The sequence below is a fragment of the Desulfovibrio sp. genome (assembly GCF_041907885.1).
In the GTDB taxonomy this organism is placed as follows: domain Bacteria; phylum Desulfobacterota; class Desulfovibrionia; order Desulfovibrionales; family Desulfovibrionaceae; genus Desulfovibrio.
In genome coordinates, this window is the sequence record NZ_JAYRGM010000003.1 from 24,355 (window position 1) to 43,495 (window position 19,141).

18 protein-coding genes are annotated in these 19,141 nt (G+C 59.8%); 11 read left to right on the forward strand and 7 right to left on the reverse strand.

The genetic code is table 11. The features are described 5' to 3' along the window. Window positions 1–103 precede the first annotated feature (103 nt). The 6 genes from ACE3NW_RS02785 to ACE3NW_RS02810 all read right to left on the reverse strand — a co-directional run bounded on the left by ACE3NW_RS02785 (window position 104) and on the right by ACE3NW_RS02810 (window position 7,705). A complete protein-coding gene (locus ACE3NW_RS02785; RefSeq protein ID WP_374280131.1) occupies window positions 104–3,235 on the reverse strand; it encodes an MdtB/MuxB family multidrug efflux RND transporter permease subunit in 3,132 nt (1,043 codons plus the stop codon). A 61-nt stretch (window positions 3,236–3,296) separates the two neighbouring features. Continuing rightward, entirely contained in the window at window positions 3,297–4,523 is a 1,227-nt protein-coding gene (locus ACE3NW_RS02790) for an MdtA/MuxA family multidrug efflux RND transporter periplasmic adaptor subunit (RefSeq protein ID WP_374280133.1), read from the reverse strand. Beyond that, entirely contained in the window at window positions 4,523–5,989 is a 1,467-nt protein-coding gene (locus ACE3NW_RS02795) for a sensor histidine kinase (RefSeq protein ID WP_374280135.1), read from the reverse strand. The genes ACE3NW_RS02790 and ACE3NW_RS02795 overlap by 1 nt, the downstream gene beginning before the upstream one ends. After that, the gene (locus ACE3NW_RS02800; RefSeq protein WP_374280471.1) at window positions 5,989–6,693 is read right to left on the reverse strand and encodes a response regulator transcription factor; all 705 of its coding nucleotides are present in this window, start codon (window positions 6,691–6,693) and stop codon (window positions 5,989–5,991) included. Before ACE3NW_RS02800 ends, ACE3NW_RS02795 begins: the two co-directional genes overlap by 1 nt. Window positions 6,694–6,700: 7 nt before the next feature. Further along, window positions 6,701–7,150, reverse strand: coding sequence for a NirD/YgiW/YdeI family stress tolerance protein (locus tag ACE3NW_RS02805; RefSeq protein ID WP_374280137.1), 450 nt, complete (start codon window positions 7,148–7,150; stop codon window positions 6,701–6,703). A gap of 150 nt (window positions 7,151–7,300) precedes the next feature. Further along, window positions 7,301–7,705: a NirD/YgiW/YdeI family stress tolerance protein gene (locus ACE3NW_RS02810; RefSeq protein ID WP_374280139.1), complete on the reverse strand. Its 405-nt coding sequence runs from the start codon at window positions 7,703–7,705 to the stop codon at window positions 7,301–7,303. Between the two features lie 199 nt (window positions 7,706–7,904). Between ACE3NW_RS02810 and ACE3NW_RS02815 the strand changes: the two genes are divergently transcribed. Next, window positions 7,905–8,150 carry a hypothetical protein gene (locus ACE3NW_RS02815; protein WP_374280141.1) on the forward strand — a complete coding sequence of 82 codons (246 nt, stop codon included), beginning with the start codon at window positions 7,905–7,907 and terminating at the stop codon, window positions 8,148–8,150. Window positions 8,151–8,270: 120 nt separating this feature from the next. Here ACE3NW_RS02815 and ACE3NW_RS02820 read toward each other — a convergent pair whose 3' ends face one another. Beyond that, window positions 8,271–8,945 carry an XRE family transcriptional regulator gene (locus tag ACE3NW_RS02820; protein ID WP_374280143.1) on the reverse strand — a complete coding sequence of 225 codons (675 nt, stop codon included), beginning with the start codon at window positions 8,943–8,945 and terminating at the stop codon, window positions 8,271–8,273. 572 nt (window positions 8,946–9,517) lie between these two features. On the opposite strand from ACE3NW_RS02820, the gene ACE3NW_RS02825 reads away from it, so the two are divergent. From ACE3NW_RS02825 to clpB, 10 genes are all read left to right on the forward strand, one after another. Beyond that, entirely contained in the window at window positions 9,518–10,153 is a 636-nt protein-coding gene (locus tag ACE3NW_RS02825; protein ID WP_374280145.1) for a Mor transcription activator family protein, read from the forward strand. A gap of 217 nt (window positions 10,154–10,370) precedes the next feature. After that, a complete protein-coding gene (locus tag ACE3NW_RS02830; RefSeq protein ID WP_374280147.1) occupies window positions 10,371–10,655 on the forward strand; it encodes a glycosyl hydrolase 108 family protein in 285 nt (94 codons plus the stop codon). An 80-nt stretch (window positions 10,656–10,735) separates the two neighbouring features. After that, entirely contained in the window at window positions 10,736–11,251 is a 516-nt protein-coding gene (locus tag ACE3NW_RS02835) for a hypothetical protein (protein WP_374280149.1), read from the forward strand. Beyond that, a complete protein-coding gene (locus ACE3NW_RS02840; protein WP_374280151.1) occupies window positions 11,248–11,628 on the forward strand; it encodes a phage tail assembly chaperone in 381 nt (126 codons plus the stop codon). Before ACE3NW_RS02835 ends, ACE3NW_RS02840 begins: the two co-directional genes overlap by 4 nt. After that, the gene (locus ACE3NW_RS02845; RefSeq protein ID WP_374280153.1) at window positions 11,619–13,661 is read left to right on the forward strand and encodes a hypothetical protein; all 2,043 of its coding nucleotides are present in this window, start codon (window positions 11,619–11,621) and stop codon (window positions 13,659–13,661) included. The genes ACE3NW_RS02840 and ACE3NW_RS02845 overlap by 10 nt, the downstream gene beginning before the upstream one ends. A gap of 20 nt (window positions 13,662–13,681) precedes the next feature. After that, a complete protein-coding gene (locus tag ACE3NW_RS02850) occupies window positions 13,682–14,236 on the forward strand; it encodes a GNAT family N-acetyltransferase (protein WP_374280155.1) in 555 nt (184 codons plus the stop codon). Then, on the forward strand, window positions 14,227–14,802 hold the full coding sequence (locus ACE3NW_RS02855) for a hypothetical protein (RefSeq protein ID WP_374280157.1): 576 nt from the start codon (window positions 14,227–14,229) through the stop codon (window positions 14,800–14,802). The genes ACE3NW_RS02850 and ACE3NW_RS02855 overlap by 10 nt, the downstream gene beginning before the upstream one ends. 220 nt (window positions 14,803–15,022) lie before the next feature. After that, complete coding sequence (locus ACE3NW_RS02860; RefSeq protein ID WP_374280159.1) at window positions 15,023–16,003, forward strand: DnaJ C-terminal domain-containing protein; 981 nt, start codon at window positions 15,023–15,025, stop codon at window positions 16,001–16,003. 118 nt (window positions 16,004–16,121) lie between these two features. Further along, window positions 16,122–16,439, forward strand: a complete 318-nt coding sequence (locus ACE3NW_RS02865) for a chaperone modulator CbpM (protein WP_374280161.1) — start codon at window positions 16,122–16,124, stop codon at window positions 16,437–16,439. An 80-nt stretch (window positions 16,440–16,519) separates the two neighbouring features. Next, a complete protein-coding gene (clpB, locus tag ACE3NW_RS02870; protein WP_374280163.1) occupies window positions 16,520–19,123 on the forward strand; it encodes an ATP-dependent chaperone ClpB in 2,604 nt (867 codons plus the stop codon). Window positions 19,124–19,141: the final 18 nt, after the last annotated feature.

Below are 19,141 nucleotides of genomic sequence, written 5' to 3' on the forward strand. Positions count from 1 at the left end.
GCAAACGAAGCCCTGGCTGCGGCCGTGCGGGCCGTATCTGCCCCATCACCGGGCGCTTTGCGCTCAGCTGTCACAGGCGTGTCTGCATGTTCCCGGTCACTGTTCATGACCGGGCCTCCTCCACCGGCTTGCCGCCGGAGATCTGTTGCGCCTTGCGATCCCTGAAGCGCCCACTCATGCGGTCAAACCACAGATAGATGACCGGGGTTGTGAACAGCGTGAGCGCCTGGCTGAAGATAAGCCCGCCCACCATGGTAACGCCCAGAGGGCGGCGCAGTTCTGCGCCCATGCCCCAGCCGACCATCAGGGGCAGCGCCCCCAGCAGGGCCGCCATGGTGGTCATGAGAATGGGCCGCAGGCGCAGCAGGCAGGCCTGCCGAATGGCAGCCAGCGGCTCCTTGCCCTCGTTGCGTTCCGCATCCAGCGCAAAGTCGATCATCATGATGGCATTCTTTTTCACGATGCCGATGAGCAGAATAATGCCGATAATGCCCACAACGCCAAGATCCATATCTGCCAGCATGAGAGCCAGCAGGGCCCCCACGCCCGCAGAAGGCAGGGTGGAAAGAATGGTAACGGGGTGGATATAGCTTTCGTACAGCACACCCAGCACGATATACATGGTGATTATGGCCGCCAGAATAAGCCAGATCTGGTTATCGGTAGAAGTGGTAAATGCCTTGGCCGCGCCCTGCAACTGGGTGCGCAGGGCCGTGGGCAGGCGCAGTTCTTCTTCTGTTTCCTTGAGGGCCTTGACCGCCGCGCCCAGCGACGACCCGCGCGCCACGTTGAACGAGATGGTCGCCACGGGAAACTGCCCCTGCCGCGCGATGGAAAGCCGCACGGGGCGTTCCTCAAGCGTAGCCAGGCTGGTGAGCGGCACGGGTTTGCCGTCGCCGCCCGACACATAAATGTTTTCTAGGGATTGCGGCCCAAGACGAAAACGTGGTGCAGTCTCTAGTACAACCTTGTACTGGTTGGTCTGCGTAAAAATGGTCGAGATAAGCCGCTGGCCCAGGGCGTCGTACAGGGCGTTGTCTATGCTCGACATGCTGATGCCAAGGCGGCCCGCCGCATCGCGGTTGATGTTGAGCCAGGCCATGCGCCCCGGATTCTGGTAGTCGCTGGTGACCATTTCAAGCTCTGGCCGCTGGGCCAGCCCGTTCACGATACGCGGAACCCACTTGTCCAGCTGGTCCCTGTCCAGCGCCTCAACCGTAAACTGGTACTGGGTGCGTGAAATGCGGTCTTCGATGGTCAGGTCCTGCACGGGCTGCAAGTACAGGGTCATGCCCGGCAGGGCGGCGGCTTTTTCCATAATGCGGCGGGCAATGGCCGGAGCGCGCGCGTCGCGGTCTTCCAGCGGCTTGAGCTCAATGGAAAGACGCGATGTGCCCATGCTCTGGTTGATGCCGTCCACCCCCACAAAAAACACCACGCTCTCCACGGCCCGATCTTCCAGAATCGCCTCGGCCAGCTGACGCTGCCGCCCGGCCATGGCCTCAAAGGATGTGTCCTGCGGTGCCTCGGCGATGCCCTGAATGACACCCGTATCCTGAACGGGAAAAAACCCCTTGGGCACAACAACATACAGCAGCACAGTCAGCACCAGCGTGCCGCCAGCCACGGCAAGGGTAAGACCCTGATGGTGCAGTACCCAGTCGAGCTTTGCCTCGTACCAGGCCAGCAGGCAGGTGAAGAAACCGTCGTTTTGCTGCTCTGCGTGATTTTTGGTGTGTTCTTCGGGCCGCAGCATGACAGCGCAGAGCATGGGCGTGAGCGTGAGCGAGATAACAGCCGAAATAAGAATGGTCACGGCCAGCGTTACCGCAAATTCGCGGAACAGCCGCCCCACCACATCGCCCATGAACAGCAGCGGAATAAGCACCGCCACCAGCGAGATGGTCAGCGAAATAATGGTAAAACCTATCTGCCCCGCGCCGGTCAGGGCCGCCTGCATGGGCTTTTGGCCCTGCTCCAGATAGCGCGATATGTTTTCAATAACCACAATGGCGTCGTCCACCACAAAGCCGGTGGCGATAACCAGAGCCATGAGCGTGAGGTTGTTGAGCGAATACCCTGCCAGATGCATGACACCCAGCGTGCCCACCAGAGAAAGGGGAACCGCCAGCGCGGGAATGATGGTGGCCCTGGCATTGCGCAAAAACACCCAGATAACCCAGATAACCAGTGCCACAGAAAGCAGCAGCTCAAGCTGCACATCGTGTACTGTGGCGCGAATGGTGGTTGTGCGGTCGGTGACTACCCGCACGTCCACATTGCCGGGCAGGGTCTGCTTGAGTACGGGCAAAAGCTGTAAAACACGGTCGGCCACGCCGATAACGTTGGCCCCCGGCTGGCGCTGTACAGAAAGCACGATGGCAGGGCGAAAGCCCATACCATCCCCCGCCACATAGGCGGCAAGGCGGGCGTTTTCCGCCCCTTCCACCACATCGGCCACATCGCGCAGGCGCAAGGGCGCACCATCCCTGTACCCGATTATGGCAGCGGCATAGGCATCGGCAGAGGCAAGCTGATCGTTGGAATCAATGGTGCTGGCCCGCTCCGGCCCGTCAAAGCTGCCCTTGGCGTCGTTGACATTGGCCTTGGAAATGGCGGTGCGCACATCGGCCAGGGTTAGCCCCGCATTGGCAAGAGCCTTGGGGTTAACCTGCACCCGCACGGCGGGCCGCTGCCCGCCAGAAAGTGTCACCAGCCCCACGCCGGGAAGCTGCGAAATCTTTTGCGCCATGCGTGTGTCCACCAGGTCTTCCAGCCGGGTGAGGGGCATGGCATCGCTGGTAACGGCAAGGGTAATAACCGGCGGGTCTGCGGGGTTGACCTTGTTGTAGATGGGCGGCGACGGCAGATCGGCTGGCAGCAGGTTATTGGCGGCATTGATGGCTGCCTGCACCTCCTGCTCTGCCACGTCAAGCGCCAGGGCCAGATCAAATTGCAGGGTCACCACCGAGGCCCCGGCAGAAGAAAGCGAACTCATCTGCACAAGGCCGGGCATGACGCCAAACTGCCGTTCCAGCGGCGCGGTGATGACCGAAGCCATCACATCGGGCGAAGCACCGGGGTACAGGGTCTGCACCTGAATGGTGGGATAATCTATCTGCGGCAGCGCCGCCACGGGCAGATAACGGTAGCCCAGCAGCCCTGAAAGAAACAGGGCCACCATGAGCAGCGATGTGGCGATGGGCCGAAGAATAAAAATGCGCGATAGATTCATAGGGCTGGAGCTCCCCTACAGACAGGGGTGAAAAAACGGATATCCCACAAAGGTCCGGCGGTTATTCCGCAACCTGGGCCCTGGGGGTTTCTGCCGTGGCGGCAACCTTGACGGCTATGCCATCGCGCAGGCGGTCAAGCCCGTCAACAACAACCAGCTCGCCCGGCTCAAGGCCCTTTTCCACAACAGTCAGCGTGTTGCTGGTAATACCGGGGGTGATGGGCCGCACGGTTGCCGCGTCCTGCCCCTTGTCGTTCTTGGCGGCCACATACACATAGGCCCCGCGCGAGCCAAGCTGCACGGCAGATGTGGGCACGGTTATGGCGTTTTGAAGCACGCGCACCTGCAAGCGGGCATTGACAAACTGGTTGGGATACAGCGCTCCGGCAGTATTGGGGAATCGAGCCTTGAGCTTTACCGTACCCGTGGAGAGGTCGATCTGATTGTCCAGCGAAAGCAGACCGCCCACGTCCAGCTGGTGTTTCTGCTCACGGTCCCAGGCCTGCACCGGCAGAGGCTTGCGGTCTGCATCGTCCTCGTGGGCGCGCAGGGCCTGCACCACCAGCGGAACCTGACTCTCCGGCAGCGTAAACACCACATCACAGGGGCTCACCTCGGTAATCCGCACAATGCCAGAAGAATCCGAGGCCTTGATCATGTTGCCTTCATCCACATTGCGCAACCCAAGACGGCCCGAAACAGGCGCTGTTATGCGGCTGTAGTTCAGCTGAAGCGCGGCTGAATCCACAGCGGCCTTGTCGGCCTCTACCGTGCCCTCAAACTGGCGCACCAGAGCGCGCTGTGTTTCAAACTGCTGGGTGGCGATATAGTTGCCCTGCGCCAGCGTGGCGTAACGCGCCAGGTCCTTGCGCGCATTGTCCAGCTGTGCCTGATCCTTGGCCAGCGTGCCGCGCGCCTGGTCAAGGGCGGCTTTGAAGGGGCGAGGGTCGATCTCTGCCAGCAGGTCGCCAGCCTTCACACGCTGCCCCTCCTGAAAATGCAGGCGCTGCAACTGGCCGTCCACACGGCTGGTCACAAGCACATCGCTTGAAGGCAGCACCGTGCCAAGACCATTGAGAAAATGGGGAACATCCTGGGCCAGTGCGGGCGCAACGCGCACCGGGGGCATCTCCATGTTCATGCCCTTGCGGGCCGGGCCGCCGGCAAAAAAAAGCCGCCAGCCCACAAAGACCACCAGCACGAGCAGCAGCGGCAAAATATACCGCCGCCTGCCGGAAAAAAATCCCGAGGCAGTGGCTGCGCCCTGCCGAAGTTTAAAATCAGACATTATATGTCAACTCCATGAGATGCCGGAGCAAATTTTACACGGAACACGGCTTCATCGCCCATCGGTTCTGATATAAGGTCAAGCTGCCAGCCCAGCCGCTCGCACGCCCTGAGAGCAAGCGAAAGCCCAAGGCCAGCACCGCTGCCAGCATTTTGCACACACCGCACCCCACGGGCAAAAACATCAATACCCGGTGGAATACAGCCGCAATTGCGAACCAGCAGTTCTTCCGCGCAGAGCGCAACGCTGGCGCGCCCATTTTCGGTGTAGTGGCAGGCATTGTCCAGCAGATTGTTAAAGACAATGCCCACCAGTTCCTTTTGCCCTCTTGCCATAACGTTCTGGGCAATGCTGGCCTGCAAAACCACGGGCTTGCGCTGTTGCGGGCCAGTACGCCGTGTTTGGCCCGCCTGCGCACATTCTGCCGCTGGCACGGCTGCTGCCGGGCTGGACAGACACAACATGCCGTCGCCAGCCATTTCGGCAATAATACTCCACAACAGGGAGCTACAGTCAAGTTCGTGACACTCGATTTCTTCTGGTCTGCGGGCCAGCATCAGCAGGGTGTGTACTGTATTGGACATGCGGCCCGTGGTGCGCAAAAGGCGCTGCACCACCGGGGTCATGCTTTCTGCCTGGGGCAGACTTTGCAACTGCACTTCAAGAATTTCAAGCCCCCCCTGCATGACCGTGAGGGGCGTGCGCAGCTCGTGGCTCACATCGCCTGTAAAATTGCTCTCGCGCTGCACAAAACGGTGCAGTGCATCCTCGCGAGCGGCAATGGCGCGGGCCAGCACGCCCACCTCGTCCTCAAGATTTGTGAGCGGTATGGGTGGCAGGCTGCTTTCTCCCTGCTGCGACCCGGCTTGCAGATACCCCGTAGAACGGCTTTCCACCGCTGCGGTAAGCCTGCTCAACGGGCCCGTAAGCCTGCGGCTCAGCACCACGGCCAGCACCACTGCAAGCCCAAGACCGCTGATGGCGCACAACAGCAATATGCGGTTAAGGCGCTGTTTCAACACCAAAAATGCGCCAGTGCCGCCATTGAGCACATAGATGACATCATCCCTGCGCTCAATGAGAATAAATTCTTCCATCTGGTTAATGAAGTGCAGCCCGTCTGGCATGTTCTGCCATTGCTGCGGAACCTGCTTGCCCACCAGAAAGCGCCAGTGCATGACCACCGCGAGATCTTCGCCATAATACAGATTGCCCCCGCCGTTGTCCTCTGCCTCCCAGGCGCGCTTTTCGGCTTCGATAAAGGCATCCATGACGGGGCGTGCGTGCCAGCCCACCAGGTAGGTTCCCAGCGAATCAAACGAAAGCCGCCCCACAATACCGAGGGCCGCGCTCATGAGCAGGGCCAGAAACACAAAAGCCGCCAACAGACGTCGGCGGATACTGGCCCTGCGGCGGGGCGCAGAGATATCGGAACATGCGGGGGGAGAAATTTTGGGCTTTGGCATCAATCGGCGGCTCCGGGCTCGGTACTCAAGCGATAGCCCACATGAGGAACAGTGTGCAGCAGGGGCACGGCAAAGGGTTTGTCGAGCTCGCGGCGCAGCTCGTGGATATGGGTGCGCAGGGCGCTGCCCTCCGGCGGGTCTTCGCCCCACAGGGAATGCTCCAGATCTTCGCGCCGCACAAGGCCGGGCGCAACACGCATGAGTTCGTCAAGAATCCTGAAACCCGTGGGGCTCAAACGCAAGCGGCGGCCCTGCCGCTCGGCCCAGTGTTCGCTGGCGTTGAATGTCAGGTCGGCGTAGGTCCACACCGCCCCGCTTGGGGAGGCGTTGGCTGACGACATGCGCCCACGGCGTAACAGGGCGCGTATTCTGGCCTCCAGCTCCTTGAGGGCAAAAGGCTTGATCAGGTAATCGTCTGCCCCGGCCTCAAGCCCCTGAACCCTGTCGGCCACAGCATCCCTGGCCGTAAGCATTATAACGGGGGTATGCAGCTGGTGCTCCTCGCGCAGTTTGCGGCACAGGCTTATGCCGTCAATGCCAGGAAGCATCACGTCCAGCACTATGCAGTCAAAATGCTGCTCAATCGCCATGGAAAGCCCGGTTTTACCGTTTCTGGCGCAGTCCAGCTCGTAGCCCATGGGTTCAAGAAAGGCATAGAGGTTGGCGAGGATATCTTCGTTGTCCTCTATCAGCAACAGGGCGATGGGCATGCTAGCGCCTCACCGGGCCGGGCTTTTGGGGGGTATTGGCGATTTCGGGCATATCCTTGGACGTAATGGGGCCGAGAATGGTGATGGCATCGACCTCAACTTCGTTGGGACGCTTGCGGTTCCATTCAACGTGCCCTTGCAGGCGTACCTTGTCCTTGGGGGTAACGGTGAGCTGATCAAAAACCTTGTTGTCTATTTCTACCACGACCTGCCCGCTGTGGTCCTCGAACTGGTAGCGGTGCTTGCGCCGTGGCAGTTTTTCTACCAGATGCCCCTCAAGCACGCAGGGGGCATCGTCCTGCGCACCCAGCACATCAACGGCTCTGGTAACGGTGGCCGCAACCCCCGGCCCCTCAAAGCCCGCTGCGCAAGCAGGCTGCCCTGTCAAAAAAATAAGGCCGAGTGCCAGGCACAAGGGCAAGATGTAATGGGCGGGCCGCACTGTTTGCATGCTGTTCTCCAAAGGCCGGGCTGCGCCGCCGGTTGGGGGAATATGGGGTGTCTTGATCTGGCTGGCTGTTGCGGCAGGGGGAGCTTTCCGGTGCCCGCAGGCTGCGTGCAGTGCGCGGACACCGGAAACAATGGCTGTAAACAGCAAAGGCTATTGCTGGATTTCAGCCTTGCGCACGGCCATCACGCCTTCCTTGCCAGCCTTGACCACCATAACACCGGTCAGGCGAACCTTGCTCTGCGCTTCAATGTGAGCGGCAGCAGCGGCTTTCTTGCTCAGGGCCACGGTCATGCGGCCAGTGCCGTCTTCAAAAACGTAGCGGTTTTTCTTGCCCTGCACGGCTTCCACAATGGTGCCGGTAACGGCTACGGGGGTTTTGTTGGCAGAGGTCAAAGCCTTGGCTACCGTATCCACAGGGGCAACTTTTGTCACGCCCTTGGCCTTGCGGGCGGCCTGGGGGGCGGCAGGGGCGTCGGCAGTGCCATCGGCAGTACCAGCGGCATAAGCAGGAGCGGCAAGCATCAGGGACATGAGCATGATAAGCAGGTAACGCATATTTCCTCCAGAAAGGTGCTTAAAAAATTGCAACGCGTCACATGTCGCGTGCGGCCTTACATTGCAAACACGGGTGTCAACAAAGCGTTAAGAATTGCCCAACCGATAAATTTTATTTTGCCAGCGAAGCGCCTTGTGAATTTGCTCTTGCGCAGAGGCAGTCCTTGTGATGCCAGGGCAAAGCTGCTATGCTGCCCGCATGAAAGAGCTTGATCCCCACACCATCCGCCCCTGCCTTGCTTGCGGTGGAACCAATGTCCACCTGGAATCTTTGCTTCCCCCTGGCCGCAAGCAGGAAGTATGGCGCGTTGTCTGTTCTTGCGGGCAAACCTCGCAGCAATGGTCTGTATCACAGGGTGCGGCCATACGCGCCTGGAACCGCAACCTGGCCAGCGAGCACGATCTGGACAAGATCGCCGCGCCGGGTGTCAGCCCCAAAAGTTAAGCTGGCCGAGCCAGCCTGTTTTACAACCGCAAGGTGGCACCACCATGCGCACCTGACACATGAACGTTTGAGCAGGTTTGCCCAGATGGCACTAAACGTGCCGCAACGGGCAAACACGGCTCAATCCAGTTCTCTGCCCACCCATACTGCCCTGCCAATAATGCGCACCATGCCCGCCAGCTGTTCGCTTGTGTCTGCCTCTATAGGCACATAATCGGGGTTGATGCTGGTAAGAATGAGCTTGCCCGGCATTGCGTCGAGCACCTTCAGGTACACCATGTCTTCTACGCCCACGGCATAAATTCTGCCGGGTACGGGCTCTCGCTGGCTCTGATCAATGAGCACCACATCGTTGTTCACTATGCGCGGCTGCATGCTGTCACCCGAAACGCGCAGCAGCACCATCTGCGCAGGATTGCCCTTGCGTCGCAAAAAATCCCACCTGAAGGCATAGTGCCGCAGCACGTCCCCATCGGTTTCAAAGCTGCCCGCTCCAGCCGAAAGGCGGGCTTCAGCCATGGGCACCATCATAAGCCGCGCTTCGGTCGTGTGTACAATGCCGCCCCCACAGTCACCCCGGCCAGCCAGCAGCCAGTCAAGCGAGCAATCGAGGGCCTCGGCAAGCCGCACTGCATGGCTACCCTTTGGCAACTGCCCGTTCTCGTACTGTTGAATGGTTGTCAAACTCAGCCCCACCGCCTCTGCAAGAACCTGCTTGTGCAAACCCAGCATTTCCCTTCGCTGACGCATACGTGTGCCAAATGCTGATACCAGAGGCTCTTGTGCTGTCTTCATGATTTTCCCTTGTTTTTTTATTACCAAAGACATGCAATATAGCATTGCGCAGTCAGGACAGAACGTTCCTTTCACCAGCGAACGCCCTGTTTGCACATACCTATATTTGTTTTTAACTAATTTCAAGTTTTCCTTAAAATACAAAGAAAACTTTTAATTTTAGACAGTTCCAATGAAACAAAGAGCCAAAAAATATAAAATTTAATAAATAAAAACGAGATTTTAAAACTTTTCCACTAAATAAAACTTTTCCTTGACTATCCCCACAAATAGTGATTTTTCTATTTTACGGCCCTTGAAATTTAATTATCTATTTTTGGAGCATAGCATGTCCGCATTTTCTGACGACATCCAAAACCTTAGCGCTGTGCTGGATTCCTTACACTCTGGCGTGTGTGCATTCCAGCAACCGGTTTTGCGTCTGGTCATTGACCACCTGCGCCTCTTGGCCAGCCAGGGAGATCCGGGTTGTAACGCCCAGACGTGCCCGCATTCGCAAACGCCGCCCAGTACGCCAGCCATGCCGCTGCACCGTATAGTGGCGCGTACATGTCCCATTGTGGAGACGCGCCATGACCAATAGGCATTCAGAGGCAGCCGTGCCTGCCGGGGAAGAACCGGCACTGCCCCAGGAAGATAAAACGCCCCCAGAAAATGCGCTGGATGAAAAGCACACCCGCCGCAGACGAAAAGGCAGTTGGGGCAATACCATCAACTGGGACGACGAGGAATGTCAGTGGACGGAGCTTATTGCTCACTTGCCAGAAACTGTCAGGATTATCTGGAGAACGATTGGCGATATGCGCCAGTTCTGGCGGCTGTTGCACGCCTTTGGCGGCCAGAGTATCCGCATACCGCGCAGCCTGCCCAAGAGCAAAGGCCACGTGCTGCGCAAGAATCTGGGGGTAGCGTGCCTGCGCAAGCTTATGACGGTTTTTGGCGGCACAAGCATCTATGTGCCGCGCTGCACAGCACTGATGAACCGCCTGCGCCAGCGCAACATCATAAAGGACTTTTCGCACAGCACGCGGCGCGGCTCAAGCAGCACGGCAGCCGTGGCGACCCTGGCCCGCCGCCACGGCATATCTGACCGCAGGGTGTGGCAGATACTGAAAAAGGAAAATTCCGTTCCCCCGCATGCCCGGCTGATTCTCAGGCTGGGCGATTCCGCCCGGCAGGCAATCCGCCAGCCCGGTGACGCCAGTTGATCCGCACCAGACCGCAATCCTCGAAAAAATTTTAAGCCAGCGTTTTTGCTGGCTTTTTTTGCGACTTCCAAACCATTTTCGCCGCTATTTTCCGTCCGATCGGCTTCAGACAAGGGTTCTGCGTTACTGAAACGTTTCAGTCTTACGTGCGGCCCGCTTTTTGGCATGTTGTGCTCACGCCGCACGGTGCGGCCACCCGAAAACAAAGGAGTGCGCCATGTCTGCCAGTCAGTTTGAAACCGCCCATACCTTTACCGCCCAGTGGGAGGGCGGCCTCACCGACCACCCCGCCGACCCCGGCGGCCTGACCAACTACGGGGTTTCCCTGCGGTGGGTGCAGGATCTTGCCCAGCAGGCCCGCCAGAAATGCCTGCGGCAGTACAAAAACTGCGATGCCTGCCCCGATGCCAGAACCGCCAACTGCGCCTGTAGCAGCATTGATCTGGACATGGACGGCGATGTGGATGCCGACGATACCGCAACGACGTTACCACTGTTCTGACAGACGGTGTGCGCCTGCGCCATTTTGTAGTTGTAGCGTCTGCCCAAAACAGCGCCAGCATGTTTGACTGGTCTAATTACATGGCTGCCCTGAATGGTAAGCTTAATACCGATTTCAGTAATGCTGATCTCAATAAGGCCAACATTGTTTTGCAGCGCGTTTTTTATCCTACTGGAGGATACTCGTCCACAACTGCTGTTATACCGTTTGATGACACAATCCCTCAAATAAATGAGGGAGCGCAACTTATGTCAGCGTCTATCACTCCTAAATCTACAAATAGCAAAATTGACGTAGATATTACATTACACGTCACTTGTTATAACGGCGCAACTTGGTTGTTAGCTGCGGCATTTAAAGACTCTGCTCCTGATGCTATTGTATCTGGGGTAGTAACAAACGGCGGAGCCGGACAATTTGAAACACTACGATTGCGCCTACCAGCTCTACAGCTAGGAGATACGGCAGCTCATACGATTAGTGTACGCGTTGGCACTAATAACAATAGTTACCCAATATCTGTTAATGGGCAGTCGTCACGCCTACTTGGTGGATCATTGGTATCATCAATTGTTTTAACGGAGTATGGCGCATGAGTATGTATAAAATACATAGGGGCGCAAATGGCGCTGTAAAAAGCATCGGGCCGGATGCCCCTGAATTCCAGCCATTTCTGGAGGATGGTGACACGCTGGAATACACAGACACATTGCCGCCCCTTACAACAGCCCAGCATTTTGCGGCCCTGCGCTCTGCCCGCGATACCCGGCTTGCCGACACCGACAAAATGCTGCTGCCAGATTACCCCATCACGGCAGAGGCGCTGGAGAAGGTCAAAACCTACCGCGCGGCATTGCGTGATCTGCCCGACCAGCCCGGCGCGCCCTGGGACGGCGGCGGCGCGGAAACGCCCTGGCCTGCCGCCACCACGCCAGCAACCAGCAGTACGCAGGCAGAGCAGTCATGCGCATAGCCCTGCAAAACTTTACTGGCGGCGAAATATCGCCCACACTTTCGGCCCGGTACGATCTCTCGCGCTACCGCAACTGCGTGGCCTGCATGGAAAACATGCTGCCCGGCCTGCATGGCGATGTGGCACGGCGGCCCGGAACCCGCTTTCTTGCAGCGCTTGAGGCCAGCGCGGTGCTTCTGCCCTTCTGCTTCAGCTCCCTGCCCTCACAGAATTTCATTCTCGTACTGGAAGAAAAATCACTGCGCATCGCCACCACCGGCGGCATTACCGCTTCACCGGTCATACCCACACCCTACGCTGCGCAAGACCTGCTCGACATCTGCCACGCGCAGGTGGGCGATGTGGTCTATCTGGCCCACCCGGCCTACCCTCTGCACAAGATTGTGCGGCGCGATGCCGAGGGCGGATCCTATGCCTGGAGCATTGAAGAGGTGCATCTGAACACCTCCCTGCCCGCACCGGCAGCGCCGGGGCTGTCTTTTACCGGCAGCGGCGGCAGCTACACGCTGCGCTACAAGGTGGCAGCGGTGGATGCCAACGGCAGGCAGTCGCTTGCCTCCGCCGCCGGGGAATGCCCCAACGCACGCCACCCCTCCGACTGGGTGGTGGGCAACAGCACCAGCATAAGCTGGCCCGCTGTGGCCGGTGCGGCGGAATACAACATCTACCGGGAAGAAGCGGGCTACTTTGGATTTATCGGTGTTTCTTCCGGCACCAGCTTCAGCGACCAGAACTACAAGGCAGACACCACAGATACCCCGCGTGAAGACTGGAACCCCTTTGCCGACGGCAACAACCCCGGCGTGGTGGCATTTCACCAGCAGCGTATGGTGCTGGCCGCAACGCCGGGCACGCCACAGGCATTCTACATGTCGCGCACGGGCGATTTTGAATCGTTCCGCAAGTCGCGCCCCCTGCAGGACGATGACCCGGTGGAATACCTCATTGCCTCCGGCTCCATTGATTCCGTCACATGGGTGGCCAGTTTTGGCGATCTGCTGGTGGGCACGTCGGGCAGCGAATACAAGGCAAGCGGCGGCGATGGTTCGGCCATCACACCGCAAAAGGTCAGCACCACGGCCCAGTCGTATTGGGGCAGCGCAGGGCTTGCGCCCATCATCATCGGCAACTCGGTGCTGCACGTGCAACGCCACGGCTCGCGCGTGCGCGACCTTTTTTATTCGCTGGAAAAAGACGGCTACGCGGGCAACGACCTTTCCATTCTTGCACCGCACCTCTTTGAAGGCCACACCATCAAACAGTGGGCCTACCAGCAGACGCCCGGCTCAACCATCTGGTGCGTGCGCGACGACGGCCTCTTGCTGGCCTTTACCTACATGAAGGAACACGACATCTGGGGCTGGTCGCGCCACATTACAGACGGCAAGGTTCTCTCTGTGGCGGCGGTGGCCGATGAGGGCGGGGATGCCCTGGTCATGGTGGTGCAGCGAACCGTTGCGGGCAGCACGCGCTATTTTCTCGAACGCCTGGCCCCGGTCTGGGCCGACAGCCAGCCCGTTGCCGAAGCCTATTTTGTGGATTGCGGGCTCAGCATCCGCGCCAGCACGCCCACGCGAGAGGTGGCTGGGCTGGAACATCTTGAAGGCTGCGCCCTGGCGGTTCTGGCCGACGGCAGCCCTGTGGAAGGCTGCGTGGTGCGCGGTGGCAGCATAGAACTGCCCTATGCCGCCACGCTGGTACAGGCCGGTTTGCCCTATGCATCGGTGCTTTCACCGCTGCCGGTCGAGAGTGACCTCAGTTCGGGCACAACACTGGCGCAAAGCCGCGCCTACGGCACGTGCTCACTGCGCCTCTACCGCAGCGTGGGCGGGCAGTACGGCCCCAGCCGCTCAGAGCTCTACGATCTGCCCTTTATGCCAGAACGCTGGGCTGAGGCCGTGCAGCCATTTTCCGGCGACCTGGCCTGTGCCCCCAGCGGCGGATGGGACAATCAGGCCAGCATCTGGCTGGTGCAGCAACGGCCCCTGCCCTTCCGCATTCTGGCGCTCACGCTGGATATCACCTTTGCCTGACACCGCAAAAGGAGCCCGCATTGCTGACCATCACCACAGAACTGTTTTCGCATCTGGCGCAGGAAGCCGGGCAACTGGCGGCGGCCCACTGGGATGAGGTGGAAGCCCCCCTGCACGGGCCGCAGCACTACACGCTTGACCACAGCCGCTACGCCACACTTGAACGGCTGGGCATGCTGCATATCAGCGCCGCGCGCGGGCAGACAGGGACAGACCAGCGCGCCGCAAGCACGGAGGGCGCAGCGGCCACCGCACCGCTGGCAGGCTATGCGGCCTTTACACTGGTGGATTGCCCCCACCGCCCGCAAACGCTGCTGGCCGCGCTGGACGGGCTGTATCTCGCCCCGTGGGCGCGGGGCGGGCTGTTTGCCCTGCGCCTGTTGCGGCATGCGGAATCAGCCCTTGCGGCACGGGGGGTGGAACTTGTGCAGTACAGTTCGCCCGCATCGCGCCCCTGCCATGCGCTCTACCGCCGCCTTGGCGCGCAGCCCACAGAAACCGTCTGGCACAAAAAACTCTCGCCGCAGCCCGATACAACGGCAGAAAACATCAGGGAGGGCAACCAATGGCCATAGCAACCAGCACCGCCGCCATGATCAGCGCCGCCGTGGCACTTGCCGGGGCCGCCGCCGGAACCGTCAGCGCGGTGCAACAGGCAGAAGGCCGCCGACAGCAGGCAGAATACCAGTCCGAGCTTTCAGCCCGCAACGCCCAGCAGGCAGAGCTGAGCGCACAGGCGGCAGACGAGGCCGCCCGACAGGAACGGCGCGAAGGGTACGAAGCTGCGCAGGCCAAAAGGCAGGAGGCGGCCCGCATTATCGGCGCACAACGCGCACAGGCCGGGGCATCGGGTGCGCAGGCCGACGCGGGCTCCACGCTGGACAAAAATCTGGATACCGCCGAAAAAGGCGAGCTGGACGCCCTCTCTGCCGAACAACAGGGCCAGAGCCGAGCCCACGCGCAAGACATGCGCGCATGGAACCTGCGCAACCAGTCGGCAGAGGCGGCAGCCAGCGCCGACTTTACAGGCTCCCGCGCCGATACGGACTACCTTGGCCTCAGCAGCACCCTGCTCAACGGGGCCTCCCGCGTGGGCCGCAACTTTTACACCATCGGCTCACGCGGCCCCTTGCTGCCGTAGGGCACTGCTCAAAAAATGTTCAGGAGCCCCCTGTTGACCACTTCTGGTCTTCGGGGGGCTCTTGTTGATAACTGTGGAAATCTCTGACTAATACCAACAAAAACACGTAATTTACCTATTGACGATACGCCACGCGACATTACTTTTTATGGGCAGACGGGGCGAACAGGTGTATTCTGGACGCACGTCAAGGAAACGACCCGACGGGGGAGCACGCATCATGGCAGTATCGTACAAGGATTATTACAAACTTCTGGGAGTAGAACGCGCAGCGTCAGCCGAGGAGGTCTCCAAGGCCTACAAAAAGCTGGCCCGCAAATACCATCCCGACCTCAACCCCGGCGACAAGCAGGCAGAGGAGAAGTTTAAGGAAATCAACGAAGCCTATGAAGTGCTCAAAGACCCGGAAAAACGCAAACTGTACGACCAGCTTGGCCCCAACTGGCAGCACGGCCAGCAGTTTCAGGGTGAACCGGGCTTTGAGAATGTGCATTTCACGTTTAACGGCAAAAATTTTGACGGTTCGGGATTTTCAGACTTTTTTGAAACCCTGTTTGGCGGCGGTGGCCAGTTTGGCGGCGGCGCTCAGTTTGGCGGCCCATTTGGCGGGCAGGCAGGCGGGCGCGGGGCCAATTTTGGGCCCGACCCCTTTGGCGGTTTTTCGTCGCGTCAGCGGCGTGGCCGCGATGTGGAGGCCGAGCTTGCCCTGAGCCTTGAAGAAGTGCTGCGCGGCGGCCCGCGCTCTGTGTCCATCAACATGCCCGCTGGCTCAAAAACCCTTGAGGTCAACGTACCCGCCGGCATACGCGAGGGGGCAAAGCTGCGCCTCGCCGGGCAGGGCGACCCCGCACCGGGCGGCACGCCGGGCGACCTGTTTTTGCGGGTGCGCTATCTGCCCCACGCTGTTTTCAAGGTGGATGGCGACAATCTACAATGCGACCTCGCACTGGCCCCGTGGGAGGCCACTTTGGGCGCACGGGTTGAAGTGCCCACCCTTGAGGGCAGCGTAGAGATGCAGATTCCCGCCGGTTCCAGCTCCGGGCGCAAGTTCCGCCTGCGCGGCAAGGGCCTGGGCGCTGGCGACAAGCGCGGCGATCTGCTGGCAAAAATCATGATTCGGGTTCCCGCCGAGATCACGGATGAAGAACGCGAATTGTGGAGCAAGCTGGCCGAAATTTCGGCCTTCAAGGCCCGTTCATAAGGATCACACTGGCAGCCGCCAGCGGGCAACCCCAGGCGGCTGCACACAGGGTTTGCATGCGTATTCCAGCGGCGCCGCCGCAGGCGGCAACCGATACGGTTACTGGTGGAGGATACAAATGAGCATGACCCCCAAAAAATCTTCACTGCCCGTGCCTTCAACGGTCATGGTCTGGCAGGAATTCATCGAAGCCACAGGCATAGCGCCAGAGAGGCTTCAGGAACTGCTGGGCCTTGGCTGGATTGATGCCCGCACCAGCGCGGCGCAAGACTTCCTTTTTCGCGATGTAGACATCTACCGAGTGCGCAAGCTTGAGCGCATCTGCTGCGATTTTGATCTGCCAGTGCTTGGCGGAACCATTATCGTGGATCTTTTGGAGCGCATTGATTCCCTTGAAAGGCACGTGCGCAGATTACAGCATTTTGAAGACGAATAGCCGGTCGAGTGCATGCAGCCTCCCGGCCAGAAATAACAAAAATTTCGTCCGCCACAGTGCGGACAAGGTGGAGGAAGCTTATGGACATCAACAAATTTACGGATAAAGCCCGCGAGGCTGTGGGGCAGGCCCAAAGCATTGCCGCAGGCATGGGGCATCAGGAAACAGACGCCGAGCATCTCGCCCTGGCCCTTGTGCAGCAGGAAAAAGGCATTGTGCCGCGCATTCTGGAACAGATGGGCGTGCAGCCCAAGGCGCTCAGCGTTGCCATCGAGGGCGTGCTGCGCAAGCGGCCCTCTGTATCTGGCGGCGGCATGGACCCCACCAAGATCATGATTACCCAGCGGCTGGCAAAAATTCTGGGTGATGCGCAGAACGAAGCCAACCGCATGAAGGACGAATACGTAAGCGTAGACCACCTGTTTGCCGCGCTTACCGATGTTGCGCCCTCCTCGCCCCTTGGCGAAGTGTTCAAGGAATACAAGATCGCCCGCGCCCGCTTTGTGGCAGCCATGGAAGAGCTGCGCGGCGGCGCACGCGTGACCAGCGCCACCCCCGAAGACACCTTTGAGGCGCTGACCAAGTACGCCCGTGATCTTGTGGAAGCCGCCCGCCAGGGCAAGATGGACCCCGTCATTGGCCGCGATGCCGAAATTCGCCGCGTTATCCGCATTCTCTCGCGCCGCACCAAGAACAACCCGGTGCTCATAGGCGAGGCGGGCGTGGGCAAAACCGCCATCGTGGAGGGTCTGGCCTTCCGCATCGTCAAGGGCGACGTGCCAGAGGGCCTCAAGGGCCGCAAGCTTTTTGCCCTTGATATGGGCGCGCTCATTGCTGGCGCAAAATACCGTGGCGAATTTGAAGAACGCCTCAAAGCCGTGCTCAACGAGGTGGAAAAGAGCGACGGGCAGATCATCCTGTTCATCGACGAGCTGCACACCATCGTGGGCGCGGGCAAGACAGAAGGCGCCATGGACGCTGGCAACCTGCTCAAACCCATGCTGGCACGCGGCGAACTGCACTGCATCGGCGCAACCACGGTGGACGAGTACCGCAAATATATTGAAAAAGATCCGGCCCTTGAGCGCCGCTTCCAGCCCGTGATGGTTGAAGAACCCACGGTGGAAGACGCCATTTCCATTCTGCGCGGGCTCAAGGAACGCTTTGAGGTACACCACGGCGTGCGCATCAGCGACTCGGCCATTGTTGAGGCAGTGGTGCTTTCGCACCGCTACATCACCGACCGCCAGCTGCCAGACAAGGCCATCGACCTCATCGACGAGGCCGCAGCCATGATCCGCACAGAGATTGACTCGCTGCCCGCCGACCTGGACGAAGTGAACCGTAAGGTGATGCAGCTTGAAATAGAACGCGAGGCCCTGCGGCGCGAAACAGACGCCGCCTCGCGCGAGCGCCTTGAAAAACTTGAAAACGAACTGGCCGATCTGCGCGCGCAGCAGGCCAACATGCGCAAGCAGTGGGAGAGCGAAAAAGGCTCCATCGACCATGTGCGCGAAATCAAGGAGCAGATCGAACAGACCAAGCTGGCAATTGAACAGGCCGAGCGCGCCTATGACCTCAACAAGGCCGCCGAGCTCAAATACTCCAGGCTGCTTGATCTGGAAAAGAAACTTGCTGCCGCATCTGGCGCAGGGGACGAAAGCGAAGGCCCCCGCCTGCTCAAGGAAGAAGTGCGCCCCGACGACGTGGCCGAAATTGTGGGCAAGTGGACGGGTATTCCCGTTACGCGCCTGCTTGAATCCGAGCGCGAAAAACTGCTGCGCCTTGGCGAACAGCTGCACGAACGTGTGGTGGGCCAGGACGAGGCCGTTACAGCCGTGGCCGATGCCGTGCTGCGTGCCCGCGCGGGGCTTTCCGACCCGGCGCGGCCCACGGGCTCGTTCATCTTCCTTGGCCCCACGGGCGTGGGCAAAACCGAGCTTTCCAAGGCCCTGGCAGAGGCGCTCTTTGATACGGAAGACAACATGGTGCGTCTCGACATGAGCGAATATATGGAGAAGCACTCCGTTTCGCGGCTCATCGGCGCGCCTCCAGGATACGTGGGCTATGACGAAGGCGGCCAGCTCACCGAGGCCGTGCGCCGCAAGCCCTATTCCGTCATACTGTTTGACGAAATTGAAAAGGCGCACCCCGATGTGTTCAACACCCTGCTGCAACTGCTGGACGATGGCCGTCTTACGGACAGCCAGGGCCGCACGGTAGACTTTCGCAACTGCATTGTGATCATGACCTCCAACATCGGTTCCATGCATCTGCTGGAAGGCATCTCTGCCGATGGCTCGCTCAAGGAAGGCGCGAGGGAAAGGGTCATGGAGGAACTGCGGGCGCATTTTCGCCCCGAATTCCTCAACCGTGTGGACGAAACCGTGGTCTTTTTGCCCCTGCGGCGCGACCAGATCGCCCGCATTGTGGATCTTCAGGCCGACCGCCTGCGCAAGCGGCTTGAAGACCGCAAGATCAGGCTTGAGCTCACCGACGAGGCCCGCAAGTTTATTGCCGATGCCGGTTACGACCCTGTGTACGGCGCACGGCCCCTCAAGCGCTATGTGCAGCAGGCCGTGGAAACCCCGCTGGCCAAGGAGCTGGTGGGCGGCAAGATTCGTGACGGCCAGTGCGTGATTGTGGACGCCGCAGACGGCAAGCTGCAATTCCGCACCGCATAAGCAGCACCCGGCTGCAAG